This window comes from Dryocola boscaweniae, from assembly GCF_025215095.1.
Taxonomy (GTDB): domain Bacteria; phylum Pseudomonadota; class Gammaproteobacteria; order Enterobacterales; family Enterobacteriaceae; genus Dryocola; species Dryocola boscaweniae.
In genome coordinates this window covers 185,878-202,070 of the sequence record NZ_JALHAP010000082.1, presented here as the reverse complement: position 1 = coordinate 202,070, position 16,193 = coordinate 185,878, and the positions used below count along the sequence as shown (strand labels likewise).

Sequence of the window (16,193 nt, the reverse complement as noted above, 5' to 3'; positions counted from 1 at the left end):
TCCCTTCCATCTGTTTATTATGATGGTTTGTCAGACGTTGCCGTAGCCAACCGTATGCCCGTTGTCTGTACTCCTGACAAACGTCATCTCCGTTACCACTTCAACAAAAAATACATCTGTAACAAACTTTTTATAACCTACTGAAAATAACGCCTGTGATCCACATCATGATCGCAGTATTTGTATCTTTACCGCAAAATCTCAGTGTCCAGACCTTAAAGCAGCTATTTTTAACTAAAATTCATCGCTGGCGCCTGATAATACGCTTGAGCGAAGCGGTAAAACACGATTCTGCGCCACGCTAAATGTCGGTTTTAACAATGTATTAACCAAATAAGTCATAAGCTTTATCGTTTTTACTGGTCAACAGGGCAAATTCAGGACATATAATCTTTTGTTATGGAAATTCGGCGAAGGCAAACTTTAACCGATCATAAGCAAACTGGAATAGCGGACATGTCGCGGCGACAACATTTGCTGATTTTACGCTTTAGCGAAAATAATCAGGCGCACCCGATAAGTGCGCCTTGCGATACTCAGCTACCTTTTCTGTAGGGACCTTTTTTATCGTCCTCGCTGTCGTCTCGCTTACGAGGTATTTCGCCGTGCTTGCCGGGCTCCTTACTCGGACGATCGTCTTCTTCGTAGGCATTACTGACGTTTGGGGCGGACTCTGGCAAACCCTTACTCACATCACCCTCTTTTCTTCGCTGTTCATTTGAATCGAGTTTCGACATTGCGTTCTCCTTTATGCTTTTAGCAATGCTAAGTCTAGACGATGATGCCCGCATAGCTTATCCACCGCCCGAGAGATAACCTGAAGATGTTTACGAGACGCATAAAAAAGCCACCGGCATTTACTGGTGGCTTTTATATTTTTGTCGCCTGGAATCGGGCCTGGCAATGTTTTTACCTGAGGCCTAACCATCCGAGGAAGCCTTTCAGGCTATTGGCCTGCCGCCTGTAGTGTGATGCGCACTCTTCAATTACATCCTGCGAGGTAATGTGGCGCATTGATTTTGAGCCAGATTCAATGTGCTTTTGCTTAGCTACATTGAAAATGCTCACACTAAAGACATCACCCACTTTCTGTATGTCGTACCGGTAGGTGATGTCGTTAACGCCGCCAACGTATAACTGGAATTTTTTCATGATGGCTCCGAATAGTTCTGACAAAGTCATATTACTCTCAAATTGAGCAGGAATAATGAATGTTGCAGGCGCTCCGGTCACAAACCCGGATAAATAACGATCCTGTTTGCAGGCGCTAATCCTGTTTTTATTGCCGGACAGATGGGACATGAGAACGCGCAAATGGTATATACGGTGTACTCGGCGCAGGTTTCGGACCTGGACGCCGACCGGGTCAGCCTTTTGACTGCTAAGACAGGCGGCGCTTAATGCCATGCCGCTTATGCTCTTTTATCAATTGGCTAACCTGATAACGTAAGCTAAATCAACAAGTTGTAGATTAAATGCTCAATCGATGCAATAATCTGCCGCTTACAGGCAACTTTCAGAGAATGCGGTATCAGTATTCATTTTGCGCAAGGCGAAGGATTATTTTTATGAAGCTCAAGAACACCCTTCTGGCGTCAGCACTTATCTCCCTGACGACCCTGTCTGCTCAGGCTGCACAGGAACTGACCCCAGAGCAAGCGGCCTCTCTTAAACCTTTTGATCGCATCATCGTAACGGGTCGTTTTAATACGATCGGCGATGCGGCTAAAGCCGTTTCTCGCCGTGCTGACGACGCCGGTGCCGCTTCTTTTTATATTCAGGATCTAAATGACAACGGCAACAGCGGCAACTGGCGCGTGGTTGCGGATGTTTTCCATGCTGACGCACCGAAAGCCGCAGAAAAAGGCAACCGCGTTATCAATGGCGTAATGGAACTGCCAAAAGATCAGGCGTATCTGCTTGAGCCTTTCGATACCGTCACCGTTCAGGGTTTTTATCGTAGCCAGCCAGAAGTTAACGAAGCCATTACCAAGGCGGCTAAAGCTAAAGGCGCAGCCTCTTTTTATATTGTGCGTCAGGTCGATGCAAACCAGGGCGGCAATCAGCGTATAACCGCGTTTATCTATAAAGCTGACGCGAAAAAACGTGTCGTGCAAAGCCCGGACGCTATTCCTGCCAATTCAGAAGCCGGTAAAGCGGCGCTGGCTGCGGGCGGCGTGGCGGCGAAGAAAGTTGAAATTCCAGGCGTGGCCACTTCCTCTACGCCAAGTTCTGACGTAGGCCGCTTCTTTGAAACCCAGTCATCAAAAGGCGGTCGTTACACTGTCACCCTGCCGGACGGAACCAGGGTTGAGGAAGTAAACAAAGTCACCGCTGCGCAGATGGTGCCGTTTGACAGCATTAAATTTACCGGCCACTACAGCGGCATGACGGAAGTGTCATACCAGGTAGCGAAACGTGCCGCCAAAAAAGGGGCGAAGTATTATCACGTGACTCGCCAGTGGCAGGAGCGTGGCGGCAACATGACCATCAGCGCGGACCTCTACAAGTAAGCGTTAATATTGCCAGGGCAGCTTTCGCTGCCCTTTTATTGCCCTCTTTTTGCGCGATTAGTTCAATTTATGGCGCATGTCATTGCAAGCAGTGTCCACACTCCGTAAAATTCCGCGCCTTAGCGTTACCCACCAAATTTATGCGAAAAAGCATAATAATTATTCTGGGTCCTGCCTCACATTTTTTGGACGCCTATGGAAAAGAAACTTGGTCTCGCCGCGTTAACCGCCCTGGTCCTCAGCTCGATGCTCGGCGCAGGGGTGTTTAGTCTGCCGCAAAATATGGCAAGCGTAGCAAGTCCTGCGGCGCTGTTGATTGGTTGGGCAATCACCGGAGCGGGCATCCTGCTGCTGGCGCTCGCCATGCTGGTGCTGACCCGCCTGCGTCCCGACCTTGACGGCGGTATATTCACTTACGCTCGGGAAGGTTTTGGTGAATTAATCGGCTTTTGCTCCGCCTGGGGCTACTGGCTATGCGCCGTCATCGCTAACGTGTCTTATCTTGTTATCGTGTTCTCCGCGTTAAGTTTCTTTACCGATACGCCCGAACTGCGTCTGTTTGGTGACGGAAATACATGGCAGTCTATCGTAGGCGCCTCCGTGCTGTTATGGATGGTTCACTGGCTGGTGCTCCGCGGCGTACAAACAGCGGCCAGTATTAATCTGGTTGCGACCCTTGCTAAGCTTCTCCCGCTCGGTATGTTCATCATGCTCGCAGCAATGGCCTTCCAGCTTCGTACTTTTAGCCTCGATTTTTCTGGCCTGGAATTAGGCGTGCCTGTCTGGGAGCAGGTGAAAAACACCATGCTGATTACGCTGTGGGTGTTTATCGGCGTTGAAGGCGCAGTGGTTGTTTCCGCTCGTGCGCGCAATAAAAAGGACGTGGGTCGCGCAACCTTGCTCGCCGTAATTGCCGCGCTGGGTGTTTATCTGCTGGTGACGCTGCTTTCTCTTGGCGTGGTGGCGCGTCCTGAGCTTGCTGCCATGCGCAATCCGTCCATGGCCGGCATTATGGTCGATATGATGGGCCCCTGGGGCGAAGTCGTTATCGCTGCAGGTTTGATTGTTTCCGTGTGCGGCGCCTATCTGAGCTGGACAATAATGGCCGCAGAGGTGCCTTTGCTTGCCGCTACGCATAAAGCGTTCCCAAAGATTTTTGCTCGCCAGAATAAAAATAACGCTCCTTCCGCGTCGCTGTGGCTGACTAACATCAGCGTACAGATCTGCCTGGTGCTGATTTGGCTCACGGGCTCCGATTACAATACTTTGTTGACCATCGCTTCGGAAATGATTCTCGTGCCCTATTTCCTGGTGGGCGCTTATTTATTAAAAGTGGCTACACGCCCTTTGCATAAGGCCATCGGCCTTGGCGCATGCATTTATGGGTTATGGTTACTTTATGCGTCAGGCCCGATGCACCTGCTTCTTTCGGTGGTATTGTACGCTCCCGGGCTGCTTGTCTTTATGTACGCCCGCAGTACGCATACGCATGACATCAATCTAAACATTCAGGAAAAAGCCGTTATCGCAGTGATGCTGATTGCCGCGTTTCCTGCGACATGGATGCTGGTGAGATAACGTTTCGAACGCAAGCAAGGAGAAGCCATCAATGGATAATATTTTTTCCACCCGGCCGGTACTGATTACCGGCGCTGGCCGTCGCATTGGTCTTGCGCTTGCGAAAGATTTTCTGGCACGGAATCAGCCGGTTATCATTAGTTTCAGAACGCGTTACCCTTCCATTGATGAGCTCGAACAGGCAGGCGCGCTTTGCCTGTTCGGCGATTTTTCCACGGATGCAGGCATTAAGGCGTTTGCGGACACCGTAATGAAACACTGCGGTGGCCTGCGCGCTGTTATTCATAACGCCAGCGCCTGGCAGGGCGAGTCTCATTCGGTTCCGCACAGCGACACGCTTGCGGCCATGCTGCAAATACACGTCAATGCCCCTTATTTGCTTAATCATTTGCTCGAACCTTTGCTGCGCGGGCACGGTCACGCCAGTTCGGATATTATTCACTTTACTGATTACGTGGTTGAGCGCGGGAGCGATAAGCATATCGCTTATGCCGCCAGTAAAGCCGCTTTAGATAACCTGACGCGTTCTTTTGCCCGCAAACTGGCTCCTGAAGTAAAAGTGAATGCGATTGCTCCGGCAATGATTTTATTCAATGAACATGATGATGCGCAGTACCGCAAAGCAGCGCTGAATAAATCATTAATGAAGATAGCGCCGGGTGAAAAAGAGATTGTCTCCCTGGTGAATTATCTGCTGGAAAGTCGATACGTTACCGGACGCACCCATGCGGTAGACGGCGGGCGCCCGCTTCGATAAATCTGTTTACCAGTGATTGATGGCGTAAACAATTTGCTCAGTGTATGTTTCCCCTTTTTACAAGACACACCGGGTTATGAACAAAATCGTATATGTGGAAGATGACCCAGAAGTGGGCTCGTTAATTGCAGCTTATCTGGGTAAACACGATATTGATGTCATTGTCGAAAGCCGCGGCGATCGCGCCGAAGCGGTAATTAAACAGCATCAGCCCGATCTGGTGCTGCTGGATGTTATGCTGCCCGGTAAAGACGGCATGACGCTGTGCCGCGATCTGCGTCCCCAGTGGGATGGCCCGATTGTTCTGCTGACCTCTCTGGACAGCGACATGAATCATATTCTTTCGCTGGAAATGGGCGCTAACGATTACATTTTAAAAACCACCCCGCCCGCCGTGCTTTTAGCACGTCTGCGCCTGCATTTACGTCAGCGCATTTCCGCTCAACATACGGTCGAAACCACGCCAGCCGCGTTAAAACCGCATAAGGCCATGCGATTTGGCACGCTTTGTATCGACCCGCTGAATCGCCAGGTTACGCTTGGTACGGAAAACATAGCGCTTTCTACTGCGGATTTTGATTTGTTGTGGGAGCTTGCCACGCACGCCGGGCAGATTATGGACAGAGACGCGCTGCTGAAAAATCTGCGTGGGGTAAGTTATGACGGCATGGACAGAAGCGTGGACGTTGCTATTTCCAGGCTGCGCAAGAAATTGTACGACAGCGCGACTGAACCGTTCCGCATTAAAACCGTGCGCAACAAGGGCTACCTGTTTGCTCCGCACGCCTGGGAAAGTGAAGCGTGACGCAGCGATGCCGCTTCCATGCGGCATTTGTTCTTAATGATGCAGCATTTCGTCCACAACCTGCGCTTTCGTCATGTTGTAAGGATAAAAAGTAGGCCAGTTATCCATCTCTTTCAGGAGTGAATCCTGAGATTCATTCCCCATGAAGATATGGAAATGCTGGGATTTACGCGGGCCGATAATATGATCGCTGAACTGGACATATTTCGGTGCCTTAGATTTGCTGTCTTTACATTCAAACAGGTAACGAACGCCCTTCTTCCCGGAAACGTAGTTGAGAATTTTAAACCCGGCATAAGTGTATTCGCAGGTATTCACTTCTTTCCCGACGTGGAACTCCATAACGTTATTCTCAATACCGATCGTGTCGATGTCGGTTGCGTAACCTGTTTTGTAATACGCTTCTATCTCAGTAAGGGATTTACCGCTTTTTTTAGCCTTTTGTTCTAAGACCGGAGTGAGATCGCCGTTCAGCAAATAGGGATTCAGGGATTGCCAGATACCCTCCCAGTCGCTCAGCGCCCGGTCTTTAACGTTTTTATCGTCAAACACCCCTTCGCTGGCTTTTTGTTCTACCTCAGTTAAAGGTGCGCCATGATGATGCGCATGGGCAAAGGCATTCGAACTGCCAAGCAGGACTCCCAGTCCCAGTAAAATAGCGGCGTTCTTCATGATTTGTACTTTCTCCTGTGTTTTCACTCGCTTTGATTCAATATGTTATAACATAACATTTAATAAAAATGAAAGCCCTGCCTCTATAGCCAGCCAGAAAGAACGCGAGCATACTTATTCCCCATAACGGCCCTGCAAAACAGGGGCAACAACAATCAATTGATAGACCGGTAATTTTTAATGAAAAAGCTGTTCATTCAGTTTTATCTCCTGCTGTTTGTTTGCTTCCTGGTGATGACCATGCTGGTCGGGCTGGTTTATAAATTTACCGCCGAACGTGCGGGCCGGCAGTCGCTGGACGACCTGATGAAAAGCTCGCTCTACCTGATGCGAAGCGAACTGCGGGAAATTCCGCCGCGCGACTGGAACAAAACCATCAACGACCTGGATCTCAACTTATCTTTTAAGCTGAACATCGAGCCGATGAATAAATTTAAGCTTGATGAAATAACCGCTCGCCGTTTGCGCGAAGGTGAAATCGTTGCCCTTGATGATGAATATACGTTTATCCAGCGTATTCCCCGCAGCCACTACGTTCTGGCGGTTGGCCCTATTCCGTATCTCTTTTTCCTGCACCAAATGCGCCTGTTTGATGTAGCCCTGATGGCGTTTATCGCCATCTCGCTGGCCTTCCCCGTTTTCATCTGGATGCGCCCGCACTGGCAGGACATGCTGAAACTGGAAACCGCAGCACAGCGGCTCGGCAAAGGACATCTCGACGAGCGAATTCATTTCGACAGCGCTTCCAGTTTTGAACGTTTAGGGGTCGCCTTTAACCAAATGGCCGATAACATAAACGCGCTGATCGCCAGTAAAAAACTGCTGATTGATGGCATCGCCCACGAACTGCGCACGCCGCTGGTTCGCCTGCGTTACAGGCTGGAAATGAGCGATAACCTGACCGAACAAGAGTCGCAGGCCCTTAACCGGGATATCGGCCAGCTTGAAGGGCTTATTGATGAACTGCTGACCTACGCTCGCCTTGACCGCCCGCAAACGGACCTGCATCTTTCGCAAGTCGACTTCCCGGCCTGGCTGCAAAACCATATTGCTGACGTTCGTTTGATTCATCCCCATCGGAATATCGAACTGGAATGCCCCGCCAGCGGTAATTTCGGACTAATTGATTTGCGGCTTATGGAGCGAGTCATCGACAATTTGATCAATAACGCGCTTCGCTATAGCCGGCAAACACTGCGCGTCAGCCTGTGGCTGGACGGCCCAGCCGCCGTGCTGCAAGTTGAAGACGACGGCCCGGGCATTCCTGCCGAAGAACGTGAACACGTCTTCCAGCCTTTTGTCCGACTTGACCCAAGCCGCGACAGAGCCACCGGCGGCTGTGGTTTAGGGCTTGCGATTGTTCATTCCGTAGCTGTAGCAATGGGCGGCGCGGTCAGTGTGGATGACGCTCCTGCTGGCGGCGCTCGCTTGTGTTTTAGCTGGCCTGTTAATACCTTTGAGCCGCAAATTCAGCCTGTCGCATAACGCCTTTTTTCTCCTGCGTGACTGATGGCAACGCTGATGGTCAGGCAGGCTTTGCTATGTTATAAATCATTAGTATGTTGTAACTAAAGTGGGTGCGAAATGACTGATTACGATCTGATTGAACGGCTGACGACAACGTTTCGCGATCTGGAGCGCGATTTGTACCAGCTACGCGAACAGCTCAATAGCTATCGTCTGCTGGCTGGGCGCGTGTTTCCTCTGCCGGCAATAGAGAAAGGCAAGGAGCACGAGCCGCTAAGGCAAATTGAGGTGACGCAAAAGATTGGTCAGCAAGCACACGAGACGACGATGACACACTTCACCCGGCTCTTCATCCAGCAGCAGTCGGAAAAAATCAGCAGTAAGGCCGCAGTGCGCCTTCCCGGCGCGGTTTGTTATGCAGTCAACGAGGAAGAATACCGGCAGACAGAGGAATTAATAACAAGCGTTAACCAACGCAAGCTCGCGCTGGAGAAGATTATCAGCGTTGATTCAGCCCTGCCGAGCGTGCAGCGCTTTGAGTGGGTGCACCGTCATATTCCCGGTCTGATTACGCTCAACGCTTACCGCACAATTTCTCTTATCGATAATCCCACCACGCTGCGGTTTGGCTGGGCGAATAAGCAGATAATCAAAAATCTGACTCGCCAGGAAGTCATAATGATGCTTGAGAAAAGCCTGAAGGCAAATCGTGCCGTGCCGCCCTACACGCGGGAACAATGGGCGGAGCAAATCGAGCGAGAGCTGAACAACGTTGCCATGCTGCCCGCCAGCACGAAGCTTAAAATTAAGCGGCCTGTGAAAGTGCAGCCGGTTGCGCGAGTGTGGTATCAGGAACAGCAAAAACAGGTTCAGCTCGCCTGCCCTTCGCCGCTGGTTGTTCTTTGCCGGCAGGATAACGGCGAGGCGCCGCCGGAAATCGGCGAACTGCTCAATTACGACGCGGATAATATTCGCCATCGTTATAAACCAGAAGCGCAGGCGTTACGGTTATTGATCCCTCGTTTACATCTTTATTGCGAGCAATGAAAAGCGCCTCCGGGGAGGCGCTCAAAGATTAAGACTTCATGCTGCCGACCATCTCTTCTGGCCGAACCCATGCGTCAAATTGGTCTTCGGTCAGGTAGCCCAGCTTCAGCGCAGAAGCTTTCAGGGTGAGCCCCTCTTTATGCGCTTTTTTGGCAATCTCCGCCGCTTTGTCGTAGCCGATATGGGTATTCAGCGCCGTCACCAGCATCAGCGACTCGTTCAGCAACTGGCTGATACGGTCGCGGTTTGGCTCAATACCGATGGCGCAGTGCTCGTTGAAGCTTTCCATGCCGTCGGCCAGCAGGCGAATCGATTGCAGGACGTTGTGAATAACCATCGGGCGATAAACGTTCAGTTCGAAGTTGCCGGATGCGCCGCCAATGTTCACCGCCACATCATTTCCCATAACCTGGCAGCACAGCATGGTCATGGCTTCGCACTGCGTCGGATTCACTTTCCCCGGCATAATGGAGCTGCCCGGTTCGTTTTCCGGAATAGCGATTTCGCCAATGCCGCAGCGCGGGCCGGAAGACAGCCAGCGCACGTCGTTGGCAATTTTCATCAGCGATGCGGCCAGGCCTTTTAGCGCTCCGTGAGCGTGAACCAGCGCATCGCAGGTTGCCAGCGCCTCAAATTTATTAGGGGCGGTGACAAAAGGCTGGCTGGTGATGTCTGCCAGCTCTTTCGCCACACGCACGGCGTATTCAGGATGCGTATTTAATCCCGTGCCTACGGCCGTGCCGCCCAGCGCAAGCTCCGCCACGTGCGGCAGGCTTTGTTCAATATGCTTGAGATTGTGTTCGAGCATGGCTACCCAGCCGGAGATCTCCTGGCCGAGCGTCAAAGGCGTGGCGTCCTGAAGGTGCGTGCGCCCGATTTTTACAATATCGCGGAAGGCTTCCGCTTTAGTTTGCAGCGTAGCTTTCAGCACGTTTAGCTGCGGAATAAGCTGTTCGCGTACCGCAATGACTGCGGCGACATGCATCGCCGTCGGGAATACGTCGTTAGAGCTTTGGCTCTTGTTCACATCATCGTTAGGATGGACCAGGCGCTCCATGCCGCGCACGCCGCCGAGCAGTTCGCTCGCGCGATTCGCCAGCACTTCGTTCATGTTCATATTGCTTTGCGTACCAGAGCCGGTCTGCCAGATAGCAAGCGGGAACTCATCAGGATGTTTGCCTTCCAGCACCTCATCCGCAGCGGCCAGTATCGCTTTACCGCGCTCTGCCGGGAGCAAGCCGAGATCCATGTTCACCTTCGCCGCAGCACGCTTGGTCAATGCCAGAGCCTGAATCAGCGCTACGGGCATTTTTTCCGTAGAGATGCGGAAATGCTCAAGCGAACGCTGCGTTTGCGCGCCCCAGAGCCTGTCTGCCGGAACATCTTTGGGGCCCATAGAATCTTTTTCGATACGACTGGATGCCATTTCTCTCTCCTTTTGAGCTTAAAAAAAACCGCCCATGCGGGCGGTTTGATTTCTATTTCACGCATCGATTACATTGTGAGGCGTGAATTTTCTGGAAGAAGTCGTTGCCCTTGTCATCGACCAGAATGAAAGCCGGGAAATCTTCTACTTCGATTTTCCAGATTGCTTCCATACCCAACTCTGGATATTCCACGCAGGTCAGGCTCTTAATACTTTGCTGCGCCAGTACCGCCGCCGGACCGCCGATGCTGCCCAGATAGAAACCGCCGTGTTTATGGCAGGCATCGGTCACCTGCTTGCTGCGGTTGCCTTTAGCCAGCATCACCATGCTGCCGCCGTTGGCCTGCAGCAGATCCACATAGGAATCCATGCGCCCTGCCGTGGTTGGCCCAAGCGAACCGGAAGCATAACCGTCCGGCGTTTTGGCCGGGCCCGCATAATAAATCGGGTGGTCTTTCACGTACTGCGGCAAACCTTCGCCGCTGTCGATTCGTTCCTTGAGCTTAGCGTGAGCGATATCGCGTGCCACAATAATAGTCCCGCTCAGGGAAAGACGCGTAGAAACCGGATACTGAGAAAGCTGTTTGAGGATTTCGCTCATCGGACGGTTAAGATCGACTTTGACCGCCTCGCCCTCGCCCGCCTGGCGCAACGCCTGCGGGATAAATTTACCTGGATTGTGCTCCAGCTTCTCCAGCCAGATGCCGTCGCGGTTGATCTTCGCTTTGATGTTTCTGTCCGCTGAGCAGGATACGCCCATACCGACCGGACATGATGCGCCGTGGCGCGGCAGACGCACAACGCGTATGTCATGAGCAAAGTATTTACCGCCAAACTGCGCGCCAAGGCCGAGATTCTGCGCTTCTTTAAGCAGCTCTTCTTCCAGTTGAATATCGCGGAACGCCTGACCGTGTTCGTTACCTTCCGTCGGCAGACCATCGTAATATTTGGTGGAGGCGAGTTTTACCGTCTTAAGCGTGGATTCCGCAGAGGTGCCGCCAATGACAAAAGCCACGTGATACGGTGGGCAAGCCGCGGTGCCAAGGCTGCGCATTTTTTCTACCAGATAATCTTTTAGCTTGCCGGGGCTAAGCAGCGCTTTAGTTTCCTGGTAAAGATAGGTTTTATTCGCTGAACCGCCGCCTTTAGCGATGCAGAGGAATTTGTATTCGGCTCCATCCACGCTGTAGAGATCGATTTGCGCAGGCAGGTTTGTGCCGGTGTTGACTTCTTTATACATATCCAGCGCGGCGTTCTGGGAATAGCGCAGGTTATCTTCAATATAGGTGTTGTACACGCCCTGCGACAGGGCAGCTTCATCGCCGCCGCCGGTCCACACGCGCTGACCTTTCTTACCGACGATTATCGCAGTGCCGGTATCCTGGCAGGTCGGCAGAATGCCTTTGGCGGCTATCTCTGAGTTGCGCAGGAATTGCAGCGCAACATACCTGTCGTTTTCGCTGGCTTCAGGATCGCTAAGAATATCGGCAACCTGCTGCTGATGGGCCGGGCGCAGCATAAAAGAGGCATCGTGGAAGGCGTGTTGGGCGAGAAGCGTCAGGGCTTTAGGGTCGACTTTCAGGACTTCCTGCCCTTCGAACTCGGAGACGGAAACGTAATCTTTGCTTAGCAGATAGTATTCAGTTTCATCTTTTTTTAACGGGAACGGCTCTTGATAATGAAAGGCTTTATTCGACATTGTTCTCTCACTTACGGCATCAGCTACGTTAATTATTCTGGCTTCGGGCGCCATCTTGCGCCTTGTTAAAAATCGAATCACGACATGCTACACAATTTTTTAACAAAAACTGAGACTAATACGACTTTTTGTTCCCCTGGTTACTTCCCGACGGATAATTGCTTTAATAGTCGGCACTTTATCTACATTACAACAGGGCTTGATAATGCAAAAATTAATCAACTCGGTGCAAAACTATGCATGGGGAAGTAAAACTGCCTTAACGGATCTTTATGGCGTGCAGAATCCGGAAAACCTGCCGATGGCGGAACTGTGGATGGGCGCGCACCCTAAAAGCAGCTCAAAAGTGCTGGAGAACGGCAAGCCTCGCGCTCTGCGAGAAGTGATTGATGCCAACCAGACCGCAACTCTTGGCAAGGCCGTTGCGCAGCGATTTGGTGAGCTGCCGTTCCTCTTTAAAGTGCTCTGTGCCGAACAGCCTCTTTCCATTCAGGTGCATCCAAATAAAAAAGCTTCGGAAATTGGCTTTGCCAAAGAAAACGCCGATGGCATCCCGCTTGACGCGGCCGAGCGTAATTACAAAGATCCTAACCACAAGCCTGAGCTGGTTTTCGCGCTGACCCCGTTCCTTGCCATGAACGCCTTCCGCGAGTTTTCGGATATTGTTTCCCTGCTGCAGCCGGTTTCTGGCGCACACACCGCCATTGCGCATTTCCTGCAGGAACCGGGCGCTGAACGTTTAGCCCAACTTTTTGCCAGCCTGCTCAACATGCAGGGCGAAGAAAAATCCCGTGCGCTGGCCGTACTGAAAGCCGCGCTGAACAGCCAGCAAGGCGAGCCATGGGAAACCATTCGCGTAATTTCTGAATTCTATCCGGACGACAGCGGCCTGTTCTCTCCTCTGCTGCTGAACGTGGTGAAACTCGAACCGGGCGAAGCCATGTTCCTGTTCGCTGAGACTCCGCATGCTTACCTTAAAGGCGTGGCGCTGGAAGTTATGGCTAACTCAGACAACGTGCTGCGCGCAGGCCTGACGCCGAAATATATCGACATCCCTGAACTGGTCGCCAACGTGAAGTTTGAGCCGAAACCTGCGGGTGAACTGCTGACCCAGCCGCAGCAAAACGGCAGCGAGCTCGACTTCCCTATTCCGGTGCAAGATTTCGCCTTCTCCTTGCACGATTTGAACGCGACGCCAGCCGCTCTGGCGCAGGATAGCGCAGCCATCGTGTTCTGCGTGGAGGGTGAAACCGTGCTCAGCAAAAACGAGCAGCAGCTTGTTCTCAAACCCGGCGAATCCGCGTTTATCGCAGCAAACGAGTCACCGGTTTCGGTAAGCGGCGTAGGCCGTATCGCCCGTGTGTATAACAAACTCTGATTTTAAGTAACTTACTGATCTTTTACGTCTGGATTGCTAAGCTTAGAGCGATGTTTTAAAACGCCTGCGGGCGTTTTTCATTCGACGGTCAGGGGATGTCTGACCGCCGCTTCAAAATGGACAGGACAAGATGAAAAAATCTCTGGTTGCGGTAGGTGTGATTGTTGCGCTGGGCGTGGTGTGGACGGGTGCTGCCTGGTACACAGGTAAACAGCTTGAAGAACGTATGGCTGAGATGATCGGCAATGCAAACACCGAATTAAACAAAGCCTCACCGGAAGCCGGCCTGACGCTGAGCTATCAGGATTATCACCGTGGCCTGTTCCACAGCAGCATGCAGGTAGTCATTAAACCGACAGCGGGCGCCCAAAGCGCGTTTCTGAAACCGGACCAAAGCGTCGTGTTCGCAGAAACCATCGATCATGGTCCTTTCCCGTTTGCCCAACTGAAAAAATTCAATTTAATTCCGAGCATGGCTTCTATCCGTACCGTGCTGGTTAACAACCCAACCACTAAGCCACTGTTTGACATCACCAAAGGCCAGTCCTTCATTGATGCGCAAACCCGCGTGGGTTATAGCGGCGCAACGTCCACTGATATCGAGCTTCTGCCGCTCAACTATGAAAACGGCGAAGAGAAAGTTGCCTTCAGCGGCGGTCAGTTCACCGCTGACGTAGACGGCGAAGGCAATAAACTCGCCCTCTCCGGCGAGGCTAAAAGTGGCCTCGTTAATACGGTCAACCAGTACGGCCAGCACGTGCAGATGACCTTTAACGGCGTTAAAACCGACGGCAGCACCCAGCGCAGCGAGTTTGACGAGCGCGTGGGCGAGCAAAAAGCCTCGGTCGAAAAACTGGCGATCGCCGTTGAAGGCAAAGAGATGGCGGTGCTCGAAGGCCTTACGCTCAACGCTAAGTCAGACGTGCAGGAAGATAAAAAGCACCTTTCCGGGCAAATCGATTACTCCATCGATGCGCTAAAAGTGCAGAATAAAAATATGGGCAGCGGCAAGCTGACGCTAAAAGTCGGCAATATCGACGGTGCCGCCATGCACGAGTTCAGCAAAATTTATAACGCCCAATCCCAGAAATTACTGGCCGACCCGGCCGTGGCGGAAAATCCGGAAATTTATCAGCAGAAGCTGATTGAAGTCTTTGCGGCTAACTTCCCGCTGCTGCTCAAAGGCAACCCGGTGGTTACCGTTGCGCCGCTGAGCTGGAAAAATGATAAAGGCGAGAGCACCTTTAACCTTTCTCTGTTCTTAAAAGATCCGGCCGCAGCAACGGGTGAAGCAACGACTCCGGAACAGCAACTTGATCGCGTGGTGAAATCTCTCGACAGCAAGCTTGTGATCCCAATGGATATGGCTACCGAGTTAATGACTCAGGTTGCACAGCTTGAAGGCTATAAAGAGGAAGACGCCGCGAAACTTGCAAGCCAGCAAATTAAAGGCCTCGCGGCAATGGGCCAGATGTTCCGCGTAACGACGATGGAGGACAACAACATCGTTTCCAGCCTGCAATACGCAAGCGGCCAGGCCACGCTTAACGGCCAGAAAATGTCCCTGAGCGATCTGATTGGTATGTTTGGCCTGCCGGGCACTGACGTGCCGCCTCCGGCGCCAGAGCTTGAAGCGCCTGCTCCGGCAGCCCCGCAACAATAAGTCTGCAAGCCTCCTTCGGGAGGCTTTTTCTTAACGTCCTCAACTGCTTCGCAGCACCAGCCGCGCAGGCATTATCTGATTTCGCGCTTCATCATCACCGTTTTTAGCCCGGGCAAGAATGCGTTGTCCTGCGCTGCGGCCTATTTCTCTTGCCGGAGTGGAAACCCAGGTCAGTGGCAAATCGTCCAGCTCGTCATCCATCACCTCCGCAAATGCGGCAAGGGCTACGTGGCGGTCGTAATAGCTGTCCAGGCTGCCTTCTCCGCTTTGTCTTCCTGCACGCAACAGGCCGAACCATGCACCCATCGCAATGGTGCTGTTGTGGCAGAGCACGGCTGTAATGGTTGGATTATGGTGCAACAAGGTTGTGATAGCGTCCGCCGCCTGTTTCTGGCTGGACTCGCATTCAATAATCCATTCGCTGTGGAAGGGCAAACCAAACTTTAACAGCGTTGAGCAGTAGCCGCCGAGGCGCTCTGCGCGGGTCAGTGACGAGCCACGGCCGCCTATCCAGGCAATGCGCTGATGTCCTCGCTTAATTAAGTGTTCGGTTACCAGTTGCGCGGCCTGCATATTATCCGGGCGAATAATATCCGCTTCGTCCAGATAGCTGGCGCGGGAAGCAAAAACCAGCGGCAGATTTTTTTGCTCTGCAAGTTCTCGCAGCTCCGCGCCCTGTCCCGCCGCGCCTGCGATAATAACGCCGTCAACGCCCTGGGCGACGAGCGTCTCAAAGCAGCGCTGCATATGTTGACCTTTTGCGCCGCTTTGAGTGAGGAACAGTAATTTGCCCTGCTTTTCCAGTTCGTCCGTCAGCCCCGCGGTCATCTCGGCATAAAAAGGGTTGCACAGGTCACGGACAATCAAACCAATCACGCCGCTTTGCCCGCCGCGTAACGACGCCGCCTGGCGATTACGCACAAAGCCGAGCTTTTCGATGGCTTCATTAACGCGTAATCCAGTGGCCTCGGAAATTCTTCCTTTACCGCTTAGCACGAGCGAGACCGTCGTCACCGAGACACCTGCGGCGTCGGCAACGTCATTAATAGTGATTTTTTTTGCCATCGTGGTCATAAGCGGAACGGGTCCTCCTTGAATCAGGTATTGCACAGGATAAAACGTTTTACCAAAACAAGTATATTAAGCGCTTTGCTACGTTTTTAATCTGTGAACTGCCGCGCAATACAG

General features: G+C 52.1%; 13 protein-coding genes and 1 pseudogene. 9 read left to right on the top strand and 5 right to left on the bottom strand.

The window, feature by feature from the left end:
- Positions 1-536: 536 nt before the first annotated feature.
- Positions 537-737: a hypothetical protein gene (locus tag MUA00_RS18350; RefSeq protein WP_271124431.1), complete on the bottom strand. Its 201-nt coding sequence runs from the start codon at positions 735-737 to the stop codon at positions 537-539.
- A gap of 514 nt (positions 738-1,251) precedes the next feature.
- On the opposite strand from MUA00_RS18350, the pseudogene MUA00_RS21350 reads away from it, so the two are divergent.
- The 5 genes and pseudogenes from MUA00_RS21350 to rstA form a co-directional block, all read left to right on the top strand.
- Positions 1,252-1,401 (top strand): annotated as a pseudogene (locus MUA00_RS21350) (site-specific integrase); the annotation flags it as partial.
- Positions 1,402-1,568: 167 nt separating this feature from the next.
- Positions 1,569-2,513, top strand: coding sequence for a DUF1471 family protein YdgH (gene ydgH, locus MUA00_RS18340; protein WP_271124429.1), 945 nt, complete (start codon positions 1,569-1,571; stop codon positions 2,511-2,513).
- 195 nt (positions 2,514-2,708) lie between these two features.
- Positions 2,709-4,091 (top strand): amino acid permease, encoded by a 1,383-nt coding sequence (locus tag MUA00_RS18335; protein WP_271124428.1) that lies wholly within the window; start codon positions 2,709-2,711, stop codon positions 4,089-4,091.
- 31 nt (positions 4,092-4,122) lie between these two features.
- On the top strand, positions 4,123-4,848 hold the full coding sequence (gene folM / locus MUA00_RS18330) for a dihydromonapterin reductase (protein WP_271124427.1): 726 nt from the start codon (positions 4,123-4,125) through the stop codon (positions 4,846-4,848).
- A 76-nt stretch (positions 4,849-4,924) separates the two neighbouring features.
- Complete coding sequence (rstA, locus tag MUA00_RS18325; RefSeq protein WP_271124426.1) at positions 4,925-5,653, top strand: two-component system response regulator RstA; 729 nt, start codon at positions 4,925-4,927, stop codon at positions 5,651-5,653.
- Positions 5,654-5,686: 33 nt separating this feature from the next.
- Here rstA and zinT read toward each other — a convergent pair whose 3' ends face one another.
- Positions 5,687-6,325, bottom strand: a complete 639-nt coding sequence (gene zinT, locus MUA00_RS18320) for a metal-binding protein ZinT (protein WP_271124425.1) — start codon at positions 6,323-6,325, stop codon at positions 5,687-5,689.
- Between the two features lie 180 nt (positions 6,326-6,505).
- Between zinT and rstB the strand changes: the two genes are divergently transcribed.
- Both rstB and tus read left to right on the top strand, forming a co-directional pair.
- On the top strand, positions 6,506-7,810 hold the full coding sequence (rstB, locus tag MUA00_RS18315) for a two-component system sensor histidine kinase RstB (protein ID WP_271124424.1): 1,305 nt from the start codon (positions 6,506-6,508) through the stop codon (positions 7,808-7,810).
- 99 nt (positions 7,811-7,909) lie between these two features.
- On the top strand, positions 7,910-8,839 hold the full coding sequence (gene tus / locus MUA00_RS18310) for a DNA replication terminus site-binding protein (protein WP_271124423.1): 930 nt from the start codon (positions 7,910-7,912) through the stop codon (positions 8,837-8,839).
- 28 nt (positions 8,840-8,867) lie between these two features.
- On the opposite strand, the gene fumC is transcribed toward tus, so the two are convergent.
- Positions 8,868-10,265, bottom strand: coding sequence for a class II fumarate hydratase (fumC, locus tag MUA00_RS18305; RefSeq protein WP_271124422.1), 1,398 nt, complete (start codon positions 10,263-10,265; stop codon positions 8,868-8,870).
- A 52-nt stretch (positions 10,266-10,317) separates the two neighbouring features.
- Entirely contained in the window at positions 10,318-11,964 is a 1,647-nt protein-coding gene (fumA, locus tag MUA00_RS18300) for a class I fumarate hydratase FumA (protein ID WP_271124421.1), read from the bottom strand.
- Between the two features lie 205 nt (positions 11,965-12,169).
- Between fumA and manA the strand changes: the two genes are divergently transcribed.
- Both manA and MUA00_RS18290 read left to right on the top strand, forming a co-directional pair.
- Positions 12,170-13,342, top strand: coding sequence for a mannose-6-phosphate isomerase (manA, locus tag MUA00_RS18295; RefSeq protein ID WP_271124420.1), 1,173 nt, complete (start codon positions 12,170-12,172; stop codon positions 13,340-13,342).
- A gap of 130 nt (positions 13,343-13,472) precedes the next feature.
- Entirely contained in the window at positions 13,473-15,005 is a 1,533-nt protein-coding gene (locus tag MUA00_RS18290) for a YdgA family protein (protein WP_271124419.1), read from the top strand.
- 39 nt (positions 15,006-15,044) lie between these two features.
- Here MUA00_RS18290 and MUA00_RS18285 read toward each other — a convergent pair whose 3' ends face one another.
- Complete coding sequence (locus tag MUA00_RS18285; protein WP_271124418.1) at positions 15,045-16,079, bottom strand: Mal regulon transcriptional regulator MalI; 1,035 nt, start codon at positions 16,077-16,079, stop codon at positions 15,045-15,047.
- Between the last annotated feature and the right edge of the window lie 114 nt (positions 16,080-16,193).

What these genes read in the sequence shown, in the direction of transcription:
- manA (WP_271124420.1), top strand. Translation starts at nt 12,170, where the DNA reads ATGCAAAAATTAATCAACTCGGTGCAAAACTATGCATGGGGAAGTAAA.
- MUA00_RS18290 (WP_271124419.1), top strand. Translation starts at nt 13,473, where the DNA reads ATGAAAAAATCTCTGGTTGCGGTAGGTGTGATTGTTGCGCTGGGCGTG.
- fumA (WP_271124421.1), bottom strand. Translation starts at nt 11,964, where the DNA reads ATGTCGAATAAAGCCTTTCATTATCAAGAGCCGTTCCCGTTAAAAAAA.
- zinT (WP_271124425.1), bottom strand. Translation starts at nt 6,325, where the DNA reads ATGAAGAACGCCGCTATTTTACTGGGACTGGGAGTCCTGCTTGGCAGT.
- MUA00_RS18285 (WP_271124418.1), bottom strand. Translation starts at nt 16,079, where the DNA reads ATGACCACGATGGCAAAAAAAATCACTATTAATGACGTTGCCGACGCC.
- MUA00_RS18350 (WP_271124431.1), bottom strand. Translation starts at nt 737, where the DNA reads ATGTCGAAACTCGATTCAAATGAACAGCGAAGAAAAGAGGGTGATGTG.
- MUA00_RS18335 (WP_271124428.1), top strand. Translation starts at nt 2,709, where the DNA reads ATGGAAAAGAAACTTGGTCTCGCCGCGTTAACCGCCCTGGTCCTCAGC.
- rstB (WP_271124424.1), top strand. Translation starts at nt 6,506, where the DNA reads ATGAAAAAGCTGTTCATTCAGTTTTATCTCCTGCTGTTTGTTTGCTTC.
- ydgH (WP_271124429.1), top strand. Translation starts at nt 1,569, where the DNA reads ATGAAGCTCAAGAACACCCTTCTGGCGTCAGCACTTATCTCCCTGACG.
- rstA (WP_271124426.1), top strand. Translation starts at nt 4,925, where the DNA reads ATGAACAAAATCGTATATGTGGAAGATGACCCAGAAGTGGGCTCGTTA.
- tus (WP_271124423.1), top strand. Translation starts at nt 7,910, where the DNA reads ATGACTGATTACGATCTGATTGAACGGCTGACGACAACGTTTCGCGAT.
- fumC (WP_271124422.1), bottom strand. Translation starts at nt 10,265, where the DNA reads ATGGCATCCAGTCGTATCGAAAAAGATTCTATGGGCCCCAAAGATGTT.
- folM (WP_271124427.1), top strand. Translation starts at nt 4,123, where the DNA reads ATGGATAATATTTTTTCCACCCGGCCGGTACTGATTACCGGCGCTGGC.